Source organism: Pseudoalteromonas sp. Bsw20308 (assembly GCF_000310105.2).
Classification (GTDB): domain Bacteria; phylum Pseudomonadota; class Gammaproteobacteria; order Enterobacterales; family Alteromonadaceae; genus Pseudoalteromonas; species Pseudoalteromonas fuliginea.
In genome coordinates this window covers 1,297,951-1,322,463 of the sequence record NZ_CP013138.1, presented here as the reverse complement: position 1 = coordinate 1,322,463, position 24,513 = coordinate 1,297,951, and the positions used below count along the sequence as shown (strand labels likewise).

The window sequence follows — 24,513 nt, the reverse complement described above, 5'->3', positions numbered from 1 at the left end:
AGTGAGTACCTTTCGGCTAGTGCATTGCTAGATTAATTGCGCCTTAAATTGTAGGCATGTAATTTGCTTTAAAGTTTAAGCTAGCTAGGTGTTATTGACCTTGAAATATAATTACTCTGTATTTTGCCAAATTATTGGCATGAAAGATGTGTTGGAGCATGCCCCATGAAGTTTAAGTTGCTATTAATTAGCCTGAGTATCACCAGCGCACTATGCCACAGTAGTGCCTATGCTGCTATGCGCCAATATACAGCTAATCAAGATAACTCTAACTGGGAAGTGGTTAAAACAACAAGGCTACAATGCCAATTAAATCATGAAGTTCCTTACTATGGAGAGGCTATTTTTAAAGCTTCAGCAAGTAAAAACAAAAATCTCAGCTTTCATTTAGATATGGTTGTCAGGCCTGAAAATTATGACATAGCGGGTTTAAAAGCAGTCCCCCCTACTTGGCGTGCGGGCTTACCTACGCGCGATATTGCCAATATGAAGCTACTCAAAAAGTTTGACGGTGAGCTAGACAATAAAACATCATGGGAGATGCTAACCGAACTTGAAAAGGGCTTTTACCCTACCTTTTACTATCAAGACTGGCAAAACAGTGCCGATAAAATTGCCGTTGGTATTTCAAGTGTTAATTTTAAACAGGCGTATTGGGCATTTTTACAGTGTCGAGATGAATTACTCCCTTATAGCTTTGAAGACATTTCATTTACCATTATGAATTATCAATCAAATAGCAGTAAGTTAACTAAATCTTCGCAGCAGCGTTTAGATAAGATTGCCGAGTATTTAAAAAACGATCCGAGTATTGAATCCATTAGCATTGATTCGTATACCGATAGCTATGGTGGACGTTGGAATAACCTTGACCTTTCACGCAAACGTGCAAAATCAATTAAAGATTACATGGTTAGTTTAGGTGTTGATGAAGCCAAAGTGCAAACAACTGGTTTAGGTGAAAAACGCTTTGTGGATACAAACGAAAATATTTTAGGGCGTAATAAAAACCGTCGTTTAGTTATCCAAATAGCTAAAATGTGATCACACTGAGGACGCTTTTAGTCTTGGGTTTTTAATTTGGTCGATTTCAAAAATTTGTCTCCAAATTGAAAAAAACCTAAACTAATCAAAATAATAACAGCGCCTATCAGCAACTCTCGACTAAGCATTTCATTATTTAGCCATGCACCTAACCCTAAAGCAAAACTGGGGGTAATTAAGGTAGTAAGTGCTACTGTACTTGCATTTAAGTTTTGTAAAACATGAAAGTAGGCAAGCGCACCGATCAGTGATCCAAACACGCCTAAATACCCAATAGCCCAAAGTGATTTTGCGCTCCAATTTGCAGTATTCAACTCTCCATCGAGTAACCACCACGCTATAAAAAATAGTGGCGTTACAAAAACTAAAGCACCAAAGGTGGTCGCCATTGGGTGAATTGCTATTTGTACTCGCTTTATCATTACCCCACTTAAGCTAAAAAAACACACAGCCATAAACACATAAAGTAGGCCTATACCTTGGGTTTGTGAGTGCTGCACTTGATTGTAACTAACAAAATATAAACCGATTAATGCACATGCCAGTGCCGTTAACTTAATTGGGCTAAATTTGGGTTCGTTTAGTAGTTGCTGAGCGAGTAATCCCGACAAAATCGGCGCTAGACCAAACATGAGTGAGATAATTCCTGAGGGAACCGTTTTAGCTGCCATATAGCTAAGTAACATGCCACCAAAAATACCAATGCTCGAATAAAAATAAAGTAAGCACGCATTTTTACTCCAAGGTACTCTAATATTCGTAATAGCAACTATTAAGCCGCCTATAAACAATCCCACAAGCATACGCATGAGGACTGCAAGTGTTGGCGATACGCTTTCGCTGCTCCACACTATCCCTAGCGGCGTTGTAGACCATATGAGAACCATTAAAAAATACGAAGCTTTAACAGGCACGTGCCATCCCTATGCTTTTTATAAATGAATATATTAAAGAATAAATTATACGCTCACTACTGTATTTTAGTACTTTTTAAACACTAAATGCCTTAATAAATACAGCTGTAAATTGTAAGTTACATTTTAATTGCAGCGTTTTATTATAAAACTATTTAAGTTTTAGGTAACTAGTTATATCGTGCATGTATATTAATAATAATTAAGGTAATTAAGTGCTTAAAAATAAAACAATAGGGAGCATGTTAATTGTTGCAGGAACCACTATTGGTGCCGGAATGCTAGCATTACCGATTGCTTCTGCCGGTCTTGGTTTTAATACCGCATTAGTGCTAATAGTCGCGAGCTGGATGTTAATGACTTACACAGCGTTGCTTATGTTAGAGCTTCATCAGTACGCACCACGTGATGCTACCTTAAATACTTTAGCTAAACTTTGGCTTGGAAAACGCGGGCAGTATGTGGCTAATTTTTCAATGGTTTTCTTATTTTATGCACTTTGTGCCGCTTATATTGCAGGTGGCGGAGCACAGCTCCAAGAGCGTATAAATATAGGTTTAAGTGTGAATATAGCACCACAACTTGGTTCAATTGTATTGGCGGTCATAATTGCGAGCGTTGTAACACTAGGCACCAGTAAAGTAGATAAATTAAACAGGGTGTTATTTACAATAAAAATTATTGTACTTGCTAGCTTGTTCTATATGTTAACGCCCTACGTTCAAGGTAAGCACTTATTAGAGATGCCAGTAGAGCAAGGCTTAATATTGTCAGCGATCCCCGTTATATTTACCTCATTTGGCTTTCATGGCTCTATTCCTTCTATTGTTAAATACGTAGGCCTTGAAATAAAAGTACTGCGCAAAGTAATGATCGCGGGTGCTGCTCTGCCCTTAGTGATTTATATTTTTTGGCAATTACTGAGCCAAGGTATTATGAGCCAAACTGATTTACTCAACAGCCAAGGCCTTAATGGGTTTGTATCTAGCGTGGCAGGTATTGCGCATAATCCAAGCGTAGCGACCGCCGTTAAGTTATTTGCTGATTTAGCCCTTGCAACATCATTTTTAGGGGTGAGTTTAGGTTTATTCGACTTTTTTGCCGATGCATTTAAAAAAGGTGACAATAAAACAGACCGAATTAAAACAGCCTTAATTACGTTTATGCCGCCACTTGGCTTTGCATTATTCTATCCTCAAGGCTTTATTATGGCTTTAGGTTATGCGGCAATTGCACTTGTTGTTCTTGCTGTATTTTTACCCGTGGCAATGGTTTATAAACAACGCCGCTCTTCTTCAGTCAAAGCGGGTTATAAAGTCCGTAGCGGAAATGTAGGACTTGGAATTGCAGCAGTGTGCGGAGTTACTATTATTACTGCGCAGTTTATGCAAATGGCGGGGCTTATTCCTGCTATCGGTTACTGCTTTTTGTTTAAATTTAGATAATAAAAAACCGCACATCATTATGATGTGCGGTTTTTTATATTAACTGCGTTTATTTACAAACGTCAGCTACAGCATTTGAAAAGTATTCAATATTTGAATGACTAATACCCGCAACATTTACGCGGCTTGAACCAACAATGTAAATACCGTATTCTTTTTGTAGGCGAGCAATTTGCTCTTTATTAATACCTAAGAAAGAAAACATACCGTTTTGACGTTCAATAAATGAGAAGTCTTGCGCAATATCTTTAGTTGCTAAGCTTTGTTTAATTAAGCTACGTAAACCGTTTATGCGGCTACGCATTTCATCAAGCTCAGAGTGCCATAATTGTGTAAGCTCTGTACTGCTTAAAATAGTATTAACAATATCAGCACCATGCGCTGGCGGCATTGAGTAAATACTACGTACAACGCTTAGCATTACAGAGTTTGAAATATCTGCTGTTGCGCTGTCTTTTGCAATTAGTGAACATGCACCAATACGCTCGCGGTATAAGCCAAAGTTTTTAGAACATGAAGAACAAATAATTAGCTCTTCTACTGCATCAGCTAAAATACGTAAGCCACGTGCATCTTCTTCAAGTGAAGCACCAAAGCCTTGGTATGCAATATCAACAAGTGGTGTAAAGCCAACTTCTTTTGCAAGTTCAGCAACTGTGTTCCACTGTGTTTCGTTTAAGTCCATACCGCTTGGGTTATGACAACATGCATGCACTAAAACCACATCACCTTTAGGCACTTGTTTAAGTGTGTTGATCATTTCATCAAACAGTAAGTCTTTGTTTTCGTAATCGTAATACGGGTATTCTTTTACTGTTAAGCCTGCCGCTTCAAACAAGCTAATATGGTTAGCCCATGTTGGATTAGTTACCCAAACAGTCGCGTTAGTATTACAACGCTTAATAAATTCAGCTGCAACGCGAAGTGCACCTGTACCACCAGGAGCTTGCGCGGTACGCACGCGATTTGCTAGCAATGCTTGATGTTCGCCTAGTAGTAACTGCTCCATCTTTTGGCAGTAATCTAAGTTACCCGCTAAACCAATGTAAGATTTGCTCATTTCGTTTTCAAGACGAAACGCTTCAGCTTTTTTAACCGCTTTGAGTACCGGTGTATTGCCTTGCTCATCTTTGTAGACACCTACCCCTAAATCAATTTTATTAGGGTTTGTATCTTGTTTATAGGCCGCCATAAGGCCAAGAATAGGATCTGTTGGTAATGGTTTTAATACTGAGAACATTGGCTATCTCTTATCGTTATTTAGGGGTTAGCTGTTAGCCTAAGCTTAACATAAAAGCACATCACATTGACTAGTGTTATTTACACTAGAAAGTGAGGAATTTTAATACAACACGCAATTAAAACGGCAAGTGTCTTGTCATCAAAAAAGTCATTTTTAAAGGCTTCTGCATCTATAATACCAACGCATTCATTTTGCGCGTTAAATAGAGGTAAGCAGGTTTCTGATTTAACTTTAGGATCGCATGTGTAGTATTCACCACCTTGTGATAAATACGCCTCGACGTTATTGATAATACGACCATGGTGAGATAACGCTACCTGTACATTGTTGCTACCAGCAGCAAAAGCTTCTGTTAATGGGAACAACGGACGACTTGGCCCCCCATGATAAGCCAATTTGAGTAATTGCTTACCTTCACTGGTATTGGTTGATTGATAAATACCATACCAGTCGACACCTGTTTGCTGCTCAATATAGCTTACAATACTTTGTAGACTAGCTAGCTTAAACTGTGTTTGCTCATCACTTTTAAGGTAGTCAGTTAATTTGAATGGCTCATCTTGTAGGTAACCAAATAAACTACACGCACCGCCCTCGCCAAGCTCAGGTATTTGATACTCCCAACGCACATCAGGCAAAATTGTGTTTGTAAGATGCAACTCAAGCTTTTCAAGCTCTGTTGAAATCAAAGTAGGATTTGCACTTAGTTGTGCTTGTTTTAGGTAAGAAGAAATCATTTAGCCATCCATACATCTAAAGTTTTCAGAATAATAGCATGGATATTTTTACAGAGCTAGCTCAACTTGTAACACATTTCTACCTGATTACCACTGGCATTGTAAGTTACTTTCTCGGCTATCTCTTTAAGTAATGACAAACCTCGGCCAAATTCACTATTCGTCGCAGAAAGTGCACTTTCACCACGATTAAAACCTCGACCCGAGTCGCAAATAATAAAATATAAACTTAATGTATCTGGGCAATAACGCATATCTATAATAATCATCGCATCTGACAACGCTGCGAGGGCTTTTTCTCTCATCTCATAGTATTTAAAAAAACCATCTTCTTGTAGTTTAATGTTTGAGTCTAAACCCAATACGCCATGGTCAAGTGAATTATTATAAGCTTCAGAAAGTAATAAAAATATATTTGAACGATGATCTTTTAATCCGCCTACCCCGCTTAAAATATTAACTAAATCGTATACGGGATCGGTTTGCTTTATTTGCTTAGCATTTAAACTTAGCGACAAATTAAATGCTAACGTTGAAAACGTCTCTCTAACCTGCTCTTGCGAAGCAAGAGGCAAACAATTAAGTAAAACAATACTGACATCATCTTGTTGCTCGCTCCCATCCGCAAACTCACTCACATATCCAACTATGTTTTCACAGCTAACCATGGGTTTGCTTTTTAACGTTTCTAAAAAGCGTTCTTCACCAAAAAAAACATCATTTTTATTAGTTGTTTCTATAATCCCATCTGTTGCAAATGCTAAACGAGTTTCATGATCTGTTTCAAAATGAATAACTTCGTGCTCAAACTCATCTTCATCTAAAATACCTAATGCCATATGTTGAGATTCAAGAACTTGCTTAACATCACCATTTTGATCAATTAAATACGCATCTGGTAATCCGCCTAACCATGCCGATATGCTTTTCCCAGAAGAACTAAGCTCTATAATTGTTGCCGCACAAAACATATGACCAGGTAGTAAGTTATAAAGTAACGTATTAATTTCAGAGGCGACGTCGTTCACAGCCATACCTTTACTTACCATTCTATAAAAGGCACGCGAGGCAGGTAATGCACCAATAGCAGCAGCTAAACCATGCCCCGTAAAATCGCCAAGCATACAGTAAAGGTTACCAATGGGGCTTTGTGCAACTAAAAACATGTCTCCATTAAACATAGATGCAGGTGATAGGTTGAAATCGAGGTGGTCTTTAAATTTATCTTGATTTTCGAGTGAGTTATTAAAAATATGTTCAATAATCTCATGCTCTCTTTCGTTTTGGTTGTGATGATATTGAAGAAGTTCTTTTTGTTGATTGGCTTTTTTACTCAGTTGGCGAGTGCGGCTGTGCGCTTTAATTTTTGCATGCAAAATAACTTTTTCAAAAGGCTTTTGAATAAAGTCATCTCCGCCAACTTCTAAACAGCGCTCAAAACTACCTTGATCATCCAAAGAAGTAATAAAAATAATCGGTAGGTAAACTTCATCAAAGCGTTGTTTTATTTTTTGAGCTGCTTCAAAGCCATCCATTACAGGCATTATTACATCAAGTAAAATAATATCTATATCTTGTGTTTCAAGCACTTTTAATGCTTCAAGACCGTTATACGCCATCGATATTTTGTAGCCGTCCTCCTCAAGCATCTTACTTAATAAGATTCGGTTAAGCGCCTGATCATCAACAATAAGCACATGGATCATCAGCAAATATCAAACTTTTTATCAAAGCGCGAAATTTGTAATATTTTTCGTAACTGTGGCTGACAATTACTTATCTCAATTGTACCTACTTGGCTTTCTATTGTTTTTTTCATATTAAGTAACATGCCTAATGCCGAGCTATCCATGTACTCTGTTTCTCTTAAATCAACAATTACTTTTACTATATTTGCATTTATTTGAGCGTAAGCTTGTCGAAAAGATTGCACTAAATTAAAGTCAAACTTACCCTTAATTTGTATTGTTAAGGTCGTTCCATCTGCTGATGTGCTCTTAGTTAAGTTCATATATGGGTTCCAATAATATTTCCTTTAAACTAAATATAACCTGTTAAAACTAATTAGCAAAAAGAAAAACACACTAGCGCAAATTTGTTATCATTTGAGCCATTGTTTAATTCATTTTATCTATGTAGGTTAGGTATGAGTGATAATCACTTAGTATATTCGACGGATTCTGGGCGCATTAGTCAGCCTAAACCAGAAAAAGAAAGTACCGGAAAAATTTTTAAAGATGGTTTTTTGCGTATTGAACGTCAAACAAAAGGACGTAAAGGCAAAGGAGTTATGCTGGTTGTTGGAATAGATGCAAAAGATCATGATTTAAAAAAGCTGGCCAAAACAATTAAAAGCAAAATGGGCCAAGGTGGGGCAGTTAAAGATGGCACTATTGAAGTTCAAGGTGATGATCGAGACAAGCTAAAAGCGATTCTCGAAGGCTTAAAATTTAAAGTGAAAATTGCGGGTGGCTAAACCCGCATTTTACTACTCACTTTGTAACGCTTCAAAGTCAGGTATATCCTTTAACCTATCAAACAATTTTGGTAACTCAGCCTCAGTAATTGGTGGGCTAAAATAATACCCTTGCACTATAAAACAATTATTATTTTGCAAAAATTGTATTTGTTCTATCGTCTCGACACCTTCAGCAACCACATTAAGTTTTAACTTTTGCGCCATTGCAATAATTGCAGCCGTGATTTCCATATCATTGCTATCCTCTGGAATGTCTTTTACGAATGAACGATCAATTTTTAATATGTCGACCGGGAATCGTTTTAAATAACTTAAAGACGAGTAACCTGTACCAAAATCATCTATAGAAATCGAAACACCTAATGCCTTAAGCTCATGCAACTGCGTTATTGCTGCTTCGACATTTCCCATTAGCATGCTTTCGGTTAATTCTAAATGCAGATGCTTAGCAGACACCCCTGATTTAATAATCATTTTACTAAGCATTGGTACTAAGCTAGCATCTTTAAATTGACGAGCAGATAAGTTAATCGAAATATTATTACTTCGGCCTTTCTCTTGTAATCTAACTGCAAAATCGCATGCTTCTTGAAGTACCCAAGCACCCAACTCAACAATTAAACCTGTTGCCTCGGCAATTGGTATAAACTTGGTAGGAGGAATAAGCCCCTCTGTTGGGTGAAACCACCTAAGCAAAGCTTCATAGCCAACAACATGCTGATTTCGGCTATCGACTTGTGGTTGATAGTAAACAGCAAATTGTTTTTCTTTCAATGCTTGTCGTAGTTCGTTTTCTATAAATAATCGCTCATTTGCCGCAGAGTCCAATTCTTGGCTATAAAAGTGAAATGTATTACGCCCTTTTGCTTTGGCTTCATACATGGCCAAGTCGGCATGTTTTAACAACTGATCTTCTTCAAGGCTGTCGTAAGGGGCCATTGTAATACCTATACTGGCACTAATAATAACTTCATTACTGCCAAGTTTTATAGGCACATTTAACGTTTTTTGAATCGTATTCGCAACATCGGTAGCATGCTCTTGATGCTCAATACCACTGAGTAAAACCGCAAACTCATCTCCGCCTAATCGAGCAATGGTATCTTCTGCTCTTAAACGTTTTTTGAGCCTATTTGCCACCTCTATTAACAACTGATCCCCAGCATCGTGCCCTAGTGTGTCGTTAATACGTTTAAACTCATCTAAATCGAAGTAAAATAGTGCAAAGGCATAATGCCCTCTTTCTGCAAGTGCCATCGATTTGCGTAACTGCATTCTAAAAAACGTTCTATTTGCTAAGCCAGTCAACGTGTCAAAATAAGCTAACTGCTCCATTTTACGCTGACTTTCTTTTACAAATGAAATATCTTGCGCAGACGCAACATAACTTGTTATTTTTCCACCGTCCTCGCGAATTGGAGAAACACTTAGCGAAACCCAAATGGGTTGTTTATCTAAAGCTTGAATAAGTGTATCACCACGCCAATAGTTACGACTTCTCAGATCAATGTCTATGTCTTCAACCAAAATGGCCATTTCGGAGGCAATAATACTTAACAATGGCGCTCTACTAAAGTGGCTTTCTTGATACCCTGTCATCTCAAGCATTTTAGGGTTTACATATTCTATAAAGAAGTTTTCATCGGTGATCACAACACCAGTCCCAGAAAATGCAACCGCTTTGGATAAACGATTAGCTGCTTTTTCTGCTATTTCTTTTTCTGTAATACGCATATTGAGGCCATCAATGAGTTTGCGTATTTCTACTGCCATATCTCTAAATGAGCCGTTCAATGTGCCAATTTCATCTTTATTTTCTTCAGGAAATTCAGTTGTTAACTTCCCTTGGCCAAAGTTTGTCACTGCATAAACTAAAGTATGAAGGCGACGAAGAACAAGCTGATAAAGTGCTTGATGTAGCAATAAAGCAACTAAAATCGCATATAGAATGAATAACCCAAAAAACTTAAGCTTCAGTTCTTGAAGAGCTGAGAGCGTCGATGAACGTTTTTTATAGACACCAATATACCAATCTAAACCTTCTACTTTACGGATATTAATAATATGCGCTTCACCATTTTGCTTAAATGAATTCGCGTATTCAGGTAACTTCCTTTTAGTTGCATCACTAATAATCGATTGTAGTTCTTGGTTAACAAAGTCGTAGGTTTTAAGTACTTTACCTTTACTCCCGTAACTGGCTAATAAGCTCGAACTTACTTCTGGGTGCGCTAACAACTGCCCTTTGCTATCAAATACTAATAAATGTTTTTCTTTGTCGCCCACAGGCAACTGAAATATAAGCGTATCAAGCGCAATATCATTGCCTGTTACACCTAAAAACTCATTATCGACATAAATCGGAACTAATAAACTAATAACCCATTTATGCCAAACTTTATCGTAGTAAACATTTGACCACGTTGGTTCACGGCTTGGGTTAGTTTTTCCTTGAACATAATTAAATGTAGGCCCTTTAGTGAACTTAAATCCGGCGGGTGCATTTAGTGCCCAATTAGGCGGAGATATCCGTATAAAGTTATCTTTAGTAATTAAGTAAAAATTAAAAAAATCATTAATAATTGTTGGGGAGATAATTCGCCATAATGATTCTGAGTCGTTAATTAATTGCTTATAAAAAGGTGAGTAACTCTCTTGCGGTAAATAAGCTGCTGATAAACCATCAGCAGACGCACTTCGGATTGTACCATCACTGTTAAACTGTAACTGAGACCTGTTTTTAAGATCAATTGAAACTTGTGTAGAGAACAGCTGCTCTGCAACAACTTTATTGGCCTGCTCTGCGGTATTAACTTTGCTTTTAATCAATCCATCAAATTGCTTAACAAGTAACTCTGTTGAACCTTTAAGTACTTCGTGCTCTTCAAAAACAAGTTGCTTTTCTTCTGACTTGAGCATTAAGGCAGCCGCACACACGCCCGCAATTAAACAAATTGCAGATATTAGCAATGATAATTTTACACTTAGTGAGTTAACACCAAAACGCGATGGAGGGCGTCGATACACCACAGGTCAACCTTATTAGTAATTGTTATTATTTTTAACCAGTAGCCGAAATATACCAGATCCGCTTCGTAATTATAAATTTTTTATAGTTTATCTCTAAAAAAATAGAACGATAAATATTAAATTTATAGTTAACTCATTATTTCGCATAACTGTCTGTTGACATTAATGGTAACTCTCCATACATTGTAATGATGAATATTATTTGTTCTCACACTACCTTTTCGTTTTTTAGCTTCTTTATATAAAAGAGGCTGACCTGTTTGTGAGATAAAATCAATCGAATAGTAAAGCCTCCCAACCGGGAGGCTTTTTTATTTCTGCTGCATAATAACAGCTTGTTTTTTGGAATGAGGAAACCAAAATGACCAATGATGTATTAAATACATTAAGACACGACATAAATGAAATAGATTCAGATTTACTTGTGTTGCTCGCCAAGCGCCGCCGCATTAGCCATGGTGTGGTTGAATACAAAATTGCTAATAATAAACCAATTCGCGATGAAGCACGTGAACTCGCACTTTTAGAGAAACTGATTGGTTATGGTAAATCACTAGGTTTAGATGCTTATTACGTAAATAATGTTTTTCAAACTATTTTGGAAGATTCTGTTTTACACCAACAAGCTATGCTACAAAAAAACCTTAATCCAGATGCCCTTAGTGAAACACATCGTGTAACTTACTTAGGTGGTCAGGGTTCTTATAGCCAGCTAGCATGTCATAAATACTTTAGCCGCCGCCCTGGTAAATTAGTTGAAATTGGTTGTACATCGTTTGACGAAATAACAGGTAAAGTAGAAAACGGCCAAGCTGATTTTGGTTTATTACCTATTGAAAATACCAGTTCGGGTAGTATAAATGAGGTGTTTGATTTACTCCAACACGCACAAGTATCTATTGTTGGTGAAGTAACACACAGCGTTGAACATTGTTTATTAGCGACACCTAATACAGAACTAAGCCAATTAACAAAAATATTCGCCCACCCTCAACCATTTGCGCAGTGCAGTCGTTTTTTACAGGGCTTAGGTGAGTTACAACACGAAACCTGTGACTCAACGTCAAGCGCGCTGCAGTCGGCACTAAATACGCCAATGAGTGCTGCAATTGGTTCAGCGCAAGCAGGGAAAAACGTAGGGTTAGAAGTTATTAAAACTAATCTTGCTAATCAAAGTGAAAACCATAGCCGCTTTATTGTCGTTGCTCGCAAACCACTGCAAGTTTCAAATCAAATTCCAACTAAGACCAGTTTGATCATGTCTACAAAACAACAAGCGGGGTCGCTTGCTGACGCGTTAATGATTTTTAAACAGCATAAGATTAATTTAGTTAAACTGGAGTCTCGCCCAATGCCTGGTAACCCATGGGAAGAGGTGTTTTATGTCGATTTAGAAGCAAATTTAGCGGATAGCCAAGTAAAAGAAGCGCTAGAAGAACTTAAAGAGCACACCCAATATGTACGTATTTTAGGATGCTACCAAAGCGAGTCATTGCAGGCAGTAAGCGTGAATACTCAATAAGCAATTTTATAAATCAAAAAGGGCCGATATAGGCCCTTTTAGTTAACCAGTGCTAATCTGTATAATACCAACCCGTAATAATACTTAATCAATTTGAGGGATTCCCCCCCCCATATCTAAGCAAACGGTATAACAAATATTAATCTAGCACTTTTGAATCATTCGCTTTATTTAATAAGCTTCTGCTTTGCGTTAAAAAGTGTTCTGTCGAGTCAGAAAAGTAAACTTTAGCCTGCGCAAAAGAATCAATAAGTGCTGCTTTATCTCCCGCCTTTAATTTTGCTAATGTGTTAGCAAAGGTATCTTGATACTGCGCGAGTAAAGTCTCTACATCATCAAACTGCGCTAACATAATATCAGAGTAAAGCTCAGGTGATTGAGCAAATAAACGCCCTACCATCATTAATTCAAGTTGATAAATAGGTGATGAACAACTACGTAGTTCCTCAAGTGTATGGCTTTGTTTTGCTAAAAACTGTCCGTAGACAAAGGTTGTTAAATGACGCATTACTTGAATAATTTGCATTGCTTCATCGTGTTTTTTTGCGTCAAGCTCAACAAGCTGACAACCCCAAACCTGTAATTGCTCTAATAATCCTTTTGCGGCTTGGTGATCTCGCCCTTCACATACAACGACTGTTTGTTTTACCCAGTGTGATATGTCAGGGCCAAACATAGGATGCAAACCAACTACAGGGCCACTGTGCGCGGCTTTTAGTGCTTTAATAGGTGATTGCTTTACCGATGTAATATCAACGAGTAAGCAATCATCATCTAGTTTAGGTAACTTAGCAACTACTGCGTCCAATGCGTTAATTGGCACACTGATCATTACTAGCTTGGCACCCTTTAAAATATCTTGCGCTTCGTTTTGCTGATCTTTATCTAAAATTTTAACGTTGTAACCTGAGCGAATAAACTGCTGAGCAAATAACTGACCCATGGCACCTTGGCCGCCCACAATAACAATAGGTGAAAGCTCTGGCGCAGCACATGCAAGTTTTGCTTGTTGGTTTTGATAGGCTTCTCGCATCATGCGTCTTAGTATATCTTCAACGAGATCTGGGCTTACATTTTGATTGATTGCTTCTTGTCGTCTTGCTGCTAATAGCTCTGCTTCACGTTCAGGTGCATGTAAAGGCGCGCCTGTTTGTTGTTTTATCTCACCAATCTTTTGCGTAATACCGTTACGTTTAGCAAGTAAGGCAACAAGTTGTGCATCGCATTCATCTATACCTTCTCTTAGCTGTGCTAAATCATTTATGTCAGCCACGTCCATACCACCTTAAAAAACAAATAACGTAAATATAAATTTACATAAAAGTAAACTAATCAATACGATAAATACTAACAGGATCGATGAACTGAGAAAAGATTAATCCCAAAATTTTACGGATAATGAAAGCTAGGTGAAGAGTTGAGAGTTGAGAGTTGAGGAAATAATATCACAAAAACCAAAACGGGTTGCAACCCGAAGGATGCAACCCGTTTTTTTGCGTTGATAAACAGCGCGTATTAGTTAAGTTTTTCTCTAATACGTGCAGATTTACCAGAACGCTCACGTAGATAGTAAAGCTTAGCACGGCGAACTGCACCGCGACGCTTAACTGTTACGCTATCAATAAGAGGGCTGTGCGTTTGGAATACACGCTCAACACCTTCACCGTTCGAAATCTTACGAACTGTAAATGCTGAGTGAAGACCACGATTACGCTTAGCGATTACAACACCTTCAAAGGCCTGTAGACGCTCTTTAGCACCTTCTTTTACTTTTACCTGTACAACCACTGTATCACCAGGGCCGAATGTAGGTACGTCTGTTTTAAGCTGCTCATCTTCAAGCGCTTTAATAATATTTTGGTTTACTTTTGCCATTATGTTTCTCACTTTCCTAGGTGTAACTGTCTTCTAGCCACAAGCTTTTTGGTACTCTTGCTGAAATTTCGCGAGTAATACCGCTTGCTCCTCAGTCAGAGCTAGGTTATGCAACAAGTCAGGACGTCGTAACCAAGTTCTGCCTAATGACTGCATAAGCCGCCATTTTGCTATCTCTTGGTGGTTGCCACTGAGTAATACAGTAGGAACCTGTTTGTCGTCCAATGTTTCTGGTCGTGTATAGTGTGGACAATCTAACAAGCCATCCGAAAATGAATCTTGTTCCGCTGACTGGTTATGACCTAACACGCCTGGCACTAATCGCGCTACTGCGTCAATTAATGTCATGGCAGGTAGTTCACCACCACTCAAAATAAAATCACCAATTGACCATTCTTCGTCAACATATGATTCTATTATTCTCTCATCTATACCTTCATAGCGACCGGCAATCAAAATCAGTTTTTTAGAGCTTGCGAGTTCGCTTGCTCCTTGCTGATCAAGTTTGCGCCCTTGTGGGGACATATAAATTACTTTAGCACCATCACCTGCCGCTTTTTTAGCGTCAAGAATGGCTTTCTTTAATGGTTCAACCATCATTAACATGCCAGGTCCGCCCCCGTAAGGGCGATCATCCACTGTTCTATGCTTATCTAAAGCGTAGTCCCGTGGATTCCAACAATTAAAATCAATTAAACCACTTTTTACTGCGCGACCGGTAACCCCTTGCTGGGTAATTGCATCAAACATGTCTGGAAAAAGGCTTATCACCCCTACCCATAATGAACTAGTTTGCGTCATTAAAACCCAGGATCCCAGTCTACGGTAATTTCTCTTGCATCGTATTTAACGTCTTTAATAACTGAATCAGTTAAAAAAGGAATTAAACGCTCAGCTTGACCAAATGCGTCTTTACTGTTTGCTTTCACAACTAGTACGTCATTTGATCCTGTCTCCATTAGGTCATCAACAATGCCTAAGTCATAACCTTTATCGGTTACAACGGACATGCCAATGAGATCTCGCCAATAAAACTCACCTTGCGGGAGTTCTGGTAATTGCGCTGAATCCATTGAGATTTCGGCATGGGTATAAGCCATTGCTTCGTCTCGGTCGTTTACCTGCGCAAATTTAGCGATAAAGCCTTTGTTGTGGCGACGCCAGTCGACCACTTCTAAGGACTGCCATTTACCTTGCTGCCCTATCAACCACGGGCTGAAATCGAAGATCCCTATGGGATCATCAGTAAATGAATGTACCTTAAGCCAGCCCTTTATACCATATGGGGCACCGAGCTTTCCTACGACAATTATTGATGAGGTGTTCTCTTGACTCATGGTTACACTTACGCCTATTAAGCCGCTTTACGAGCGTCTTTTACTAACTTAGCTACGCGATCTGAAAGAGATGCGCCCTGACCTACCCAGTGTTCAACACGTGGTAAATCTAAACGAATTTTTTCTTCTTGACCTGAAGCAATTGGGTTAAAAAAGCCTACTTTCTCGATGAAGCGACCGTCACGCGAGAAACGGCTATCCGCAACCACAATTTGATAGAAAGGGCGTTTTTTAGCGCCACCACGTTGCAAACGAATAGTTACCATACCGTCCTCTATAAAGATTGACTGTTTTCATTAATAAGATTTACTCCCCAGAATGGGGAGCTGGGGAATTGTACGAGTTTTTGGCAATAACGCAAGTAAGAAGTGCAGCAAAAAGGCAGTTTAGTAGGTTAAACCGTGATCTCAACTGAAAATTAGAGCTTATGAGGTATCACGCGCATAATTTATTCAATAAAAAAGGAGCTATTTGCTCCTTTTTTGTCGTTTATTTATTCTTTCAAAAATAGTTAAAGGCTAATATTTAAAATTTAGGGCCGCCGCCCATCATTCCGGGAGGTAACATGCCTTTCATACCGCGCATCATTTTGGTCATGCCGCCTTTGCCTTTCATTTTTTTCATCATTTTTTGCATTTGCGTAAATTGCTTAAGCAACTTATTAATTTCTTGTACCTGTGTACCTGAGCCAGCTGCAATACGTTTTTTACGCGAACCTTTAATAATTTCTGGGCGTGCACGCTCTTTTTTAGTCATCGAGCTAATAATAGCTTCCATTTGGATAAATGTTTTATCACCCATTTGACCTTTAACTGCATCTGGTAAGTTAGACATACCAGGGAGCTTATCGAGCATCGACATCATGCCCCCCATATTTTTCATTTGCTTTAGTTGATCCGCAAAATCATCAAGGGTAAAGCCTGCGCCTTTAAATACTTTTTCAGCAACTCTGGCAGCTTGCTCTTTATCTACTTTCATCTCGACTTCTTCGATTAATGAAAGTACATCACCCATGCCTAAAATACGTGACGCTATACGGTCAGGATGAAAAGGTTCAAGTGCGTCAGTGCGCTCACCAACACCCATAAACTTAATAGGCTTACCTGTGATATGACGAATAGATAAAGCCGCACCACCACGTGCATCACCATCAGTCTTTGTTAATATAACACCGGTAAGTGGTAATGCCTCGTCAAATGCTTTAGCTGTATTTGCCGCATCTTGACCTGTCATTGCATCAACAACAAATAATGTTTCAATTGGGTTGATTGCTTTATGAAGGTCTTTAATTTCGTCCATCATGTCACTATCGACATGTAAACGCCCTGCGGTATCAACAAGTACTACATCGATGAATTTCTTTTTTGCATGAGAAATAGCTGCTGTTGCAATATCTACAGGTTTTTGCGAGATATCACTTGGGAAAAAATCAACATCAACTTCAGCAGCAAGCGTTTCTAACTGCTTAATTGCCGCAGGACGGTATACGTCGGCACTCACTACTAGTACAGATTTTTTCTTACGCTCTTTTAAAAATTTTGCAAGCTTTGCGACACTGGTTGTTTTACCTGCACCTTGAAGACCAGCCATCATTACAACCGCAGGCGGTTGCGCGTTTAAGCTTAGCTCTTCGTTTGCTTCACCCATCGCTTTTTCAAGCTCTTCGCGTACTATTTTTACAAATACTTGGCCTGGGCTTAAGCTTTTTGTAACTTCAACACCGACTGCACGTTCCTTTACTTGCTTTACAAAGTCACGAACAACTGGCAACGCCACATCGGCTTCTAAAAAAGCCATACGCACTTCACGAAGAGTGTCTTTAATGTTGTCTTCAGTTAGGCGGCCACGACCACTGATATTTTTTAAGGTTTTACCTAATCGTTCTTGGAGGTTCTCAAACATGTATCGGTTCCGATAAGACGTTATATCAATCTAATTACACAGCTTTTTTATTTAGCCATCCAATTAAGGATATTGATATTATTAAATTTGAATTAAAAACAGTATACCGTAAATGGTGCCGGACAATACAGTGTTCAAGTGCCGCTAGTTGAGTTTCTTTTTTTAAGGTCTATCCATTTGCTTTGCTATAAAATACAATGCCAATATAACAACAAGGATTTTTTGACTCAAATTAAGTGGCCCAAGCACAATGCTGATTATTAGTTTAACTATTATTGCCAGTTTATTTTATGTGTTAGCAACGTCTCACGTGCTATCACGACTGTTTCATCAACAAGGCCCTAGCCAGAAAGTAACTGTAATATTAAGTACGGTTGCTATATTGGCGCACATGCTGCTGTTAGTGAATTCAGTGTTTCGATCCGATGGTCAAGATTTAAGTATCGTTAATGTCTCTTTACTTACCTGTTGGGTTATTGTTGTATCTGTCACAGCCGTGTCATTAAAGTTTCCGGCGACCCTATTACTTCCGGTTGTTTACGGTTTCGCAGCACTTCTAACTATCGCTAGTTTATTTATACCGCACCATCTTTTGTTGCAAAGTATAAATGTTGAAATAGGTTTAGTGACACATATCTCTATTTCTTTACTCGCATACTGTATTTTGATTATTGCTACCCTATATGGCGTACAGTTTTACTTTATCGATAAGCGATTAAAACGAAAAGATTTAGCAATTGTACACAGTCATTTACCCCCTCTGATGGTTGTTGAGCGCCAGCTCTACCAACTTTTAAACTTAGGGACAATCCTTCTTACTTTTGCATTGCTGTCAGGGTTTTTATTTCTTGATGGGATGTTTGCTAAAGAGTTTATCCATAAAACGATACTGTCGTTAATCGCGTGGGTAATTTTTGCTGTTGTTGCATTAGGTCATATGAAAAAAGGTTGGCGAGGAAAACCGGTCGTTATTACAATTATGATTGCTGCATTTATCCTCACACTTGCTTATTTTGGCAGCCGTTTCATACAAGAAGTAATACTAAATAAGTTTTAACTTGACTCTGCTTGCTCACTCTAGCTTAATACGCATTGATTTATAAGAAAAGGATCCATCGTTGGACGACATATCGACAAGTACCCTATTTATCATTTTAGGTTTTTTGGTGCTTTTTTCTGCTTACTTTTCCGGCTCAGAAACCGGAATTATGTCAATCAATCGTATACGCTTGCGACACCTCGCTAAAGAGGATCATCGTGCAGCTAAACGAGTCAGTAAATTACTTAGCCGTCCAGATAGGCTCATCGGTTTAATCTTAATCGGTAACAATCTTGTTAATATAGCAGCAGCCCAAGTGGCTACGATTATAGGCATTCGCCTTTACGGTGACCTTGGTATTGCTATAGCAACGGGTGTGTTAACTTTAGTCGTGCTTATATTTGCCGAAGTAACTCCGAAAACCCTTGCTGCCCTCTATCCTGAAAAAGTGGCCTTTCCAAGCTCAATAATACTTAAAGGGTTACTAAAAATTCTATTCCCTTTTGTCGTTGTTATTAACTGGATGACCAACGGAATACTGCGATTATTTGGTATTAGCGCCGCTCAAATAGACGAACACAGTATGAGTAAAGAAGAATTAAAAACCGTACTCAATGAGTCAGGCGCACTTATTCCTGCACGCCACCAAAGCATGCTCACCTCAATTTTAGACTTAGAACAAGTAACCGTTGAAGATATCATGATCCCACGTAACGAAATTGTGGCGATAGATATAAATGATGATTGGAAACTAATTAGCCGCCAGTTAACTCATGCACAACATACCCGTGTGTTGTTATACAGAGATAACATAGATGATGCCGTCGGTTTTATTCACTCACGCGATGCGCTTAGGCTTCTTACAAAAGAGCAGTTTGATAAACCTTCGCTGCTACGTGCTGTACGTGAAATTTACTTTATTCCTGAAGGTACGTCCCTTAATACTCAACTTTTAAAATTCCAATTATCTAAAGAACGTATTGGCCTCGTCGTTGATGAGTACGGTGATATTCAAGGCCTAGTAACCCTTGAAGATATTTTAGAAGAAGTGGTTGGCGATTTTACAACAACACAAACACGCACTCCGAGCGAAGAAGTAACAACCCAAACTGATGGTTCTTGTATTGTGGATGGCGGTGCTAACGTACGCGATTTAAATAAAGAAATGGGTTGGGATTTCCCACTTGACGGTCCTAAAACATTGAGTGGTTTAATTGTTGAATATTTAGAAGATATTCCTGATGCAAATATTAGTTTACGTATTGCGGGATACCCTGTTGAAGTACTTGAAGTAAAAGAGAACATGATTAAACAGGTAAAAATACATCCCAATAAACGAACTAGTTAAAGTAAAAAGGAGCCAAATTGGCTCCTTTTTTAGTAATGAAAATAATTAACCTAAACTCTGGTTAAGGGATTTTCAGTAAATTCAATGCAGTTAGCGCAGAAAGTAGTAGCTACTCGAGATAGATTTATTATCCAGAATTCAGGTTAATTAGCTAAATAATCGCTCTAACCACCCTTTATCAAGCTCTTCTTCACAACGCTTTAATTGTGCGCCATAGCGACTAGCTCGGTGTTTAACTTTATTTGCGACGCCCATTAGCCATTTTTTCTTTTTATAAGTACCACGCTTATATCCGCCCCAGCCTTCGTGATAATTAAGATATTGCGCATAAGCATCCCATTTAGAAATACCATTCACTTTATGCGTTTTATAAACAAACCATGCCATAAAATCTATTGCATCATCAAAGTCATCTCTATCAGCACCATTATTACCTGTTTCGCGAATATAATCTGCCCATGTAGGAGTCTTAGCTTGCGAGTAACCATAAGCGTCACTGGCACGCCCAGTTGGAATTATCCACAAAAAGTATTCCATTGGTGGCGCTGCATCGTGTTTAAATGAGCTTTCTTGATACATCATGCTCATTAATACATGCTTAGGTGAACCCCACTTTTCTTGAGCGTCTCTTGCATCGAAATACCAATCGGATTTTTCCTTAAAAATTTTACAAATATCATTCGGTTGCTTTGGTGGGGCTGTAGCGCACCCCGCAAGAGTAATAGCTAGAGATAACATTAGTGCATTTTTTTTCATGTTTTTAGATCTCACTGAACTTTTATAAAAAGTGTGGGTCTGATTTTATAATGCAGCAGTACAGCATTGTTTCATCCCTGAAAAGTATTTACGCAGCCAACTTGGGCTGCGTTTTTTTTGTTTAAAAATAGTGGGCATTAAACTTACTTACTGGCAAAATATGCATCTAAGAATGCTTTGAACGATTGCGTATCCGCTTGCTCAATTGCCACTTGTGCCTCATTAGACTCTATAACTTGTTGTTCCAGCCAAGGCTTTAAAAACTCACTGTAGTCAGTTTCAGCATGACTTTTTTTATACTTATTAGCTAATGCTAATGCGAAGTGCCCGTTATCTAAACCAGATTCTTTTAGTTGTGAAACGTAACGTCCCGAGTAAGTCAGTGCGGGGTTATCAATCCACGTTGCCATACGCTTTATAGTATCTGAGTAATAATTAACACCGTAAGCATTATCCATCCATCTAGCAACATCCGTTAGCTGGGTAAATATTTCGCCCCCCCACGACTGCAGGCTTCGTTCTTCGTTATTAAAGTTAAGCATTAGTCCTTCTTCTCGACCTTGATTGACTACTGTGTCGAGGTTTTCTGTACTACGTGCTTGTTCTTTCCAATCCATTGGAGCTGAATCTTTTAATAAACAATATGTTAAAAATACATCTAAAAAGTGAATTTGCTCTATATCAATACCCACTTCGCTAAAAGGGTTGACGTCTAATGCGCGAATTTCTACATACTCAATGCCAGCTCTAAGCAGCGAGTCTGTCGGCGTTTCACCATTTTTAGCATTTCGTTTAGGGCGAATTGGTGAGTAAAATTCATTTTCTATTTGCAAAATATTTTTATTAAGCTGCTTAGGAGCTTCACTCGTATAATCGTCAATATCGCTATAGATTTCAGATGGGGTATTGATCGCTTTTTTCAAACCCGCTACATATTCATCTAGTGAATTATACATTACGCGCAATGATGACTGTGCGCTATTTGTATACCCCAGATTACCTAAACGAAGTGCAGTACCGACTTCTAAATAAAGTGTACCTTTCCCTAATTTTTTAAATGGCAAGTCGGTTTTGCGACCTTGTAAAAATGAATTACATAGCGCCGGAGATGCACCGAACATATAACTTATCAACCACAGCTCGCGTTTAAAATTACGGATCAGTGCTAAATAACCATCAGAGATAAAATCTTGTAAACTGGCGTTACTTTGTTTTAGTGAATGAAGTGATTGCCAAAGTGTGTCAGGAAAAGAAATATTAAAATGTACGCCTGCAATTGCTTGCATCATACTACCGTAACGATTTTTTAACCCTTCACGGTATAATGTTTTCATTTGACCAGTATTTGAGCTGCCAAATTGTGCTAATACAATATCATCTTGATGTTCAATAAAGCACGGCATGCTAATAGGCCACAGCAATTCATCGCCCATTTTTTCTAAAGTGAATTTTTGCAAATCTTTTAATTGCTTAAGTGTCTGTATAGACGATTCGCTAACAGGGGTAATGAACTCAAGCAAAGACTCAGAAAAATCAGTGGTGATATGCCCATTAGTTAATGCACTTCCAACCCCTTTAGGATGCCCTTGAGCTGATATAACACCATCGTTTTTTATTCTTAACGACTCTCGCTCAATACCACGCTTAATGCCTTTAACTGCGTGTTTATGCTCATTTACTGATAACGCGTTTAGCGTATTTGTTAAATCATGTGTTGTCAAAAATGCTTCCTCGGGCCACGTGGCTTAATCATAGGGTTATGGGGGCTAATTACCTAGACTCAAGATTAAATTGCTAAGAACAAAACAATTTCTCAAAATTAATTATCATTTATCCAATTTGGATATGCGTTTGATATGGCAGGCATCATACAGTAAACCCTAATATTGCCACCGCTCTTAGTATTATACAATTTTTTTGCATGGGTATTTAACCTAAAAAACGTGAAGACTCACGCGACTCAAAATCTCTCATTGCAGTACTTACGGTGTTGAATCCACTTGCAGTCGATTCATTTTATTCTGAGTTCAAAGTAAAGATTAAATTTCATCAATAAATAGACCGGCACTTACACGACATTGGCTCACCTAACTTTCAATAATCAGCTTAACAATTCAATTACTTGATGTAGATCATAAAAATATGAAATTTAAATTATAAGTACTAAAGAAATACTTTGTTTTTTTGCTTTGTAGTTAACAAGCAATATAATGACGCCAACGATAAAGGATGATAAAAAATACAATGCGCAATAATAAAAGCTTAAAAAATGAAGAAGTCCATTTTGATGAGTCACAAGAACTTGTTTCTACGACTGACCTAAGGGGAGTAATAACTTATGCTAATCAAGAATTTTGTATCATCGCTGGATACACCTCAGAAGAACTCATAGGAAAAAATCATAATATAGTCCGTCATCCTGATATGCCTAAAGCAGCATTTAAAGAAATGTGGGAGATCTTAAAACAAGGCCATTCTTGGCGAGGTATGGTAAAAAATCGCTGTAAAGATGGCCGCTACTATTGGGTTGATGCATTTGTAACGCCTATTTTTGAACATGGTCAGCTTATAGGCTATCAATCTGTAAGAACAAAACCAAGCCAACAACTAAAACAACAAGCACAAGACTTATATAATAAAATAAATGCGGGTAAGTCACTATTTAGCCTCAAAGAACAAACAACAATAAGACAAAGCATCAGCTTTGTATGCGTATTACTATGGCTAATTTATGTTGCTCTATTTGGTTCGCTAAGCATTGCCTTAATAAACTTATTTATTTGCTGTTTAGTTATTGCTCTTAATTATGAAGAGCTAATTGTGACACCTAAAATATTACGTGATCAAAAAGCTAAGTCTGATTCGGTATCTCGTTATATTTATAGCGGATATAACCCGCATGGTATAAGTGATTACAGAGAACAAATGATCAGTGCAAAATTACGTACTGTATTGGGTCGTATGAAAGATTCAACATTAAGCTTTAATAACATTGCGACCGACTTAGATAAACAATCCGCGATGACTGAAAAAGGTATTGCGGCACAAGGCGAGCGTTTAGAACAAATAGCATCAGCTATGGCACAAATGAGCTCAACAATTGGTGAAATATCAAATAGCACCACAGAAACAGCAGATAAAGTAAACCTCACTCACCAAAGCTGCTCTGATATTAAAAATCATATTGCCGAAAACAGTATCATGGTGTCTGATTTAGCAACACAGGTGGAACAAGCCGCGACAACCGCAAGCAGCTTAGCTTCTGAGGCTGATAAAATAGGTCAAGTGATGAGTGAAATTGAAGGGATTGCGGATCAAACAAACTTGCTGGCATTAAATGCAGCAATAGAAGCAGCAAGAGCAGGCGAACATGGTCGAGGCTTTGCCGTTGTAGCAGATGAAGTAAGAACTCTGTCGTCAAGGACTCAAAATGCAACAACACAAATCCATAGCTCAATTAAAGAAATACAAGATACCTTATTTAGCTGGTCTAAAGTAATGCAGAGCACTAAAACTCAAGCCGATACTTGCGTAGATACAACCGCTAAAACTCAGATCGAACTTGATGGTATTTTTGTTCAAATAAGTGAGATTTCTCAACTAGCAATTCAAATATCGACTGCAGCAGAAGAGCAACAGGTAGTTAGTAATGATATTGGTAATAATGTATCGCAGATTAAGGGGTTTGGTGACGAAAATCTCAATTTAAGTTTTAATGTCGCAAAAGGTGCAGCAGAGCTGGTTGAAGGTTCTCGTAAAGTAAATGACCTTTTACTGACGTTTAAAGTTTAAATTAGCACCTATAAAAAAGCCGCTGATTGAAGTGGCCCACAATAATTGGA

The 24,513-nt window shown here is 38.3% G+C and carries 21 protein-coding genes; 7 read left to right on the top strand and 14 right to left on the bottom strand.

Annotated features, from left to right (window positions below):
* The first annotated feature begins 165 nt into the window (after positions 1–165).
* A complete protein-coding gene (locus D172_RS05645) occupies positions 166–1,044 on the top strand; it encodes a flagellar protein MotY (protein WP_007379022.1) in 879 nt (292 codons plus the stop codon).
* A 17-nt stretch (positions 1,045–1,061) separates the two neighbouring features.
* On the opposite strand, the gene D172_RS05640 is transcribed toward D172_RS05645, so the two are convergent.
* On the bottom strand, positions 1,062–1,958 hold the full coding sequence (locus D172_RS05640) for a DMT family transporter (RefSeq protein ID WP_033023894.1): 897 nt from the start codon (positions 1,956–1,958) through the stop codon (positions 1,062–1,064).
* A gap of 215 nt (positions 1,959–2,173) precedes the next feature.
* Between D172_RS05640 and D172_RS05635 the strand changes: the two genes are divergently transcribed.
* Positions 2,174–3,403: an aromatic amino acid transport family protein gene (locus D172_RS05635; RefSeq protein ID WP_007379019.1), complete on the top strand. Its 1,230-nt coding sequence runs from the start codon at positions 2,174–2,176 to the stop codon at positions 3,401–3,403.
* A 49-nt stretch (positions 3,404–3,452) separates the two neighbouring features.
* Here the strand turns inward: D172_RS05635 and D172_RS05630 are convergent, their stop codons facing one another.
* The 4 genes from D172_RS05630 to D172_RS05615 form a co-directional block, all read right to left on the bottom strand.
* Positions 3,453–4,643, bottom strand: a complete 1,191-nt coding sequence (locus D172_RS05630; protein ID WP_007378347.1) for an amino acid aminotransferase — start codon at positions 4,641–4,643, stop codon at positions 3,453–3,455.
* 80 nt (positions 4,644–4,723) lie between these two features.
* Positions 4,724–5,383, bottom strand: coding sequence for a GAF domain-containing protein (locus tag D172_RS05625; protein WP_007378348.1), 660 nt, complete (start codon positions 5,381–5,383; stop codon positions 4,724–4,726).
* Between the two features lie 56 nt (positions 5,384–5,439).
* Positions 5,440–7,089 carry a fused response regulator/phosphatase gene (locus D172_RS05620; protein ID WP_007378349.1) on the bottom strand — a complete coding sequence of 550 codons (1,650 nt, stop codon included), beginning with the start codon at positions 7,087–7,089 and terminating at the stop codon, positions 5,440–5,442.
* Entirely contained in the window at positions 7,089–7,394 is a 306-nt protein-coding gene (locus tag D172_RS05615; RefSeq protein ID WP_007378350.1) for an STAS domain-containing protein, read from the bottom strand. The genes D172_RS05620 and D172_RS05615 overlap by 1 nt, the downstream gene beginning before the upstream one ends.
* Before the next feature lie 135 nt (positions 7,395–7,529).
* On the opposite strand from D172_RS05615, the gene D172_RS05610 reads away from it, so the two are divergent.
* Positions 7,530–7,859, top strand: a complete 330-nt coding sequence (locus D172_RS05610; RefSeq protein ID WP_007378351.1) for a translation initiation factor — start codon at positions 7,530–7,532, stop codon at positions 7,857–7,859.
* Positions 7,860–7,871: 12 nt separating this feature from the next.
* Here the strand turns inward: D172_RS05610 and D172_RS05605 are convergent, their stop codons facing one another.
* Complete coding sequence (locus D172_RS05605; protein WP_007378352.1) at positions 7,872–10,892, bottom strand: bifunctional diguanylate cyclase/phosphodiesterase; 3,021 nt, start codon at positions 10,890–10,892, stop codon at positions 7,872–7,874.
* 361 nt (positions 10,893–11,253) lie between these two features.
* On the opposite strand from D172_RS05605, the gene D172_RS05600 reads away from it, so the two are divergent.
* Complete coding sequence (locus D172_RS05600; RefSeq protein WP_007378353.1) at positions 11,254–12,414, top strand: chorismate mutase; 1,161 nt, start codon at positions 11,254–11,256, stop codon at positions 12,412–12,414.
* A 139-nt stretch (positions 12,415–12,553) separates the two neighbouring features.
* Here the strand turns inward: D172_RS05600 and tyrA are convergent, their stop codons facing one another.
* The 6 genes from tyrA to ffh form a co-directional block, all read right to left on the bottom strand.
* Positions 12,554–13,687, bottom strand: coding sequence for a bifunctional chorismate mutase/prephenate dehydrogenase (gene tyrA, locus D172_RS05595; RefSeq protein ID WP_007378354.1), 1,134 nt, complete (start codon positions 13,685–13,687; stop codon positions 12,554–12,556).
* 242 nt (positions 13,688–13,929) lie between these two features.
* A complete protein-coding gene (rplS, locus tag D172_RS05590; RefSeq protein WP_007378355.1) occupies positions 13,930–14,289 on the bottom strand; it encodes a 50S ribosomal protein L19 in 360 nt (119 codons plus the stop codon).
* A 33-nt stretch (positions 14,290–14,322) separates the two neighbouring features.
* Positions 14,323–15,090, bottom strand: coding sequence for a tRNA (guanosine(37)-N1)-methyltransferase TrmD (gene trmD / locus D172_RS05585; protein ID WP_007378356.1), 768 nt, complete (start codon positions 15,088–15,090; stop codon positions 14,323–14,325).
* Complete coding sequence (gene rimM / locus D172_RS05580; protein WP_007378357.1) at positions 15,090–15,626, bottom strand: ribosome maturation factor RimM; 537 nt, start codon at positions 15,624–15,626, stop codon at positions 15,090–15,092. Before rimM ends, trmD begins: the two co-directional genes overlap by 1 nt.
* 17 nt (positions 15,627–15,643) lie before the next feature.
* Positions 15,644–15,892 (bottom strand): 30S ribosomal protein S16, encoded by a 249-nt coding sequence (gene rpsP, locus D172_RS05575; RefSeq protein ID WP_002962192.1) that lies wholly within the window; start codon positions 15,890–15,892, stop codon positions 15,644–15,646.
* 259 nt (positions 15,893–16,151) lie between these two features.
* Entirely contained in the window at positions 16,152–17,528 is a 1,377-nt protein-coding gene (gene ffh / locus D172_RS05570) for a signal recognition particle protein (RefSeq protein WP_007378358.1), read from the bottom strand.
* A 250-nt stretch (positions 17,529–17,778) separates the two neighbouring features.
* Between ffh and D172_RS05565 the strand changes: the two genes are divergently transcribed.
* Together D172_RS05565 and D172_RS05560 are read left to right on the top strand one after the other, a co-directional pair.
* Positions 17,779–18,585, top strand: coding sequence for a cytochrome C assembly family protein (locus tag D172_RS05565; RefSeq protein WP_007378359.1), 807 nt, complete (start codon positions 17,779–17,781; stop codon positions 18,583–18,585).
* 61 nt (positions 18,586–18,646) lie between these two features.
* Positions 18,647–19,915 carry an HlyC/CorC family transporter gene (locus tag D172_RS05560; RefSeq protein WP_150115554.1) on the top strand — a complete coding sequence of 423 codons (1,269 nt, stop codon included), beginning with the start codon at positions 18,647–18,649 and terminating at the stop codon, positions 19,913–19,915.
* A gap of 147 nt (positions 19,916–20,062) precedes the next feature.
* Here D172_RS05560 and D172_RS05555 read toward each other — a convergent pair whose 3' ends face one another.
* Entirely contained in the window at positions 20,063–20,671 is a 609-nt protein-coding gene (locus tag D172_RS05555) for a transglycosylase SLT domain-containing protein (protein ID WP_007378361.1), read from the bottom strand.
* A gap of 143 nt (positions 20,672–20,814) precedes the next feature.
* A complete protein-coding gene (gene gshA / locus D172_RS05550; protein ID WP_007378362.1) occupies positions 20,815–22,392 on the bottom strand; it encodes a glutamate--cysteine ligase in 1,578 nt (525 codons plus the stop codon).
* 523 nt (positions 22,393–22,915) lie between these two features.
* Here gshA and D172_RS05545 point away from each other — a divergent pair.
* Positions 22,916–24,463 (top strand): methyl-accepting chemotaxis protein, encoded by a 1,548-nt coding sequence (locus D172_RS05545; protein WP_033023818.1) that lies wholly within the window; start codon positions 22,916–22,918, stop codon positions 24,461–24,463.
* The last annotated feature ends 50 nt before the right edge of the window (positions 24,464–24,513 follow it).

What these genes read in the sequence shown, in the direction of transcription:
- rpsP (WP_002962192.1), bottom strand. Translation starts at nt 15,892, where the DNA reads ATGGTAACTATTCGTTTGCAACGTGGTGGCGCTAAAAAACGCCCTTTC.
- D172_RS05565 (WP_007378359.1), top strand. Translation starts at nt 17,779, where the DNA reads ATGCTGATTATTAGTTTAACTATTATTGCCAGTTTATTTTATGTGTTA.
- rplS (WP_007378355.1), bottom strand. Translation starts at nt 14,289, where the DNA reads ATGGCAAAAGTAAACCAAAATATTATTAAAGCGCTTGAAGATGAGCAG.
- D172_RS05620 (WP_007378349.1), bottom strand. Translation starts at nt 7,089, where the DNA reads ATGATCCATGTGCTTATTGTTGATGATCAGGCGCTTAACCGAATCTTA.
- D172_RS05630 (WP_007378347.1), bottom strand. Translation starts at nt 4,643, where the DNA reads ATGTTCTCAGTATTAAAACCATTACCAACAGATCCTATTCTTGGCCTT.
- D172_RS05600 (WP_007378353.1), top strand. Translation starts at nt 11,254, where the DNA reads ATGACCAATGATGTATTAAATACATTAAGACACGACATAAATGAAATA.
- D172_RS05615 (WP_007378350.1), bottom strand. Translation starts at nt 7,394, where the DNA reads ATGAACTTAACTAAGAGCACATCAGCAGATGGAACGACCTTAACAATA.
- ffh (WP_007378358.1), bottom strand. Translation starts at nt 17,528, where the DNA reads ATGTTTGAGAACCTCCAAGAACGATTAGGTAAAACCTTAAAAAATATC.
- D172_RS05625 (WP_007378348.1), bottom strand. Translation starts at nt 5,383, where the DNA reads ATGATTTCTTCTTACCTAAAACAAGCACAACTAAGTGCAAATCCTACT.
- D172_RS05610 (WP_007378351.1), top strand. Translation starts at nt 7,530, where the DNA reads ATGAGTGATAATCACTTAGTATATTCGACGGATTCTGGGCGCATTAGT.
- D172_RS05545 (WP_033023818.1), top strand. Translation starts at nt 22,916, where the DNA reads ATGCGCAATAATAAAAGCTTAAAAAATGAAGAAGTCCATTTTGATGAG.
- trmD (WP_007378356.1), bottom strand. Translation starts at nt 15,090, where the DNA reads ATGACGCAAACTAGTTCATTATGGGTAGGGGTGATAAGCCTTTTTCCA.
- D172_RS05555 (WP_007378361.1), bottom strand. Translation starts at nt 20,671, where the DNA reads ATGAAAAAAAATGCACTAATGTTATCTCTAGCTATTACTCTTGCGGGG.
- rimM (WP_007378357.1), bottom strand. Translation starts at nt 15,626, where the DNA reads ATGAGTCAAGAGAACACCTCATCAATAATTGTCGTAGGAAAGCTCGGT.
- D172_RS05645 (WP_007379022.1), top strand. Translation starts at nt 166, where the DNA reads ATGAAGTTTAAGTTGCTATTAATTAGCCTGAGTATCACCAGCGCACTA.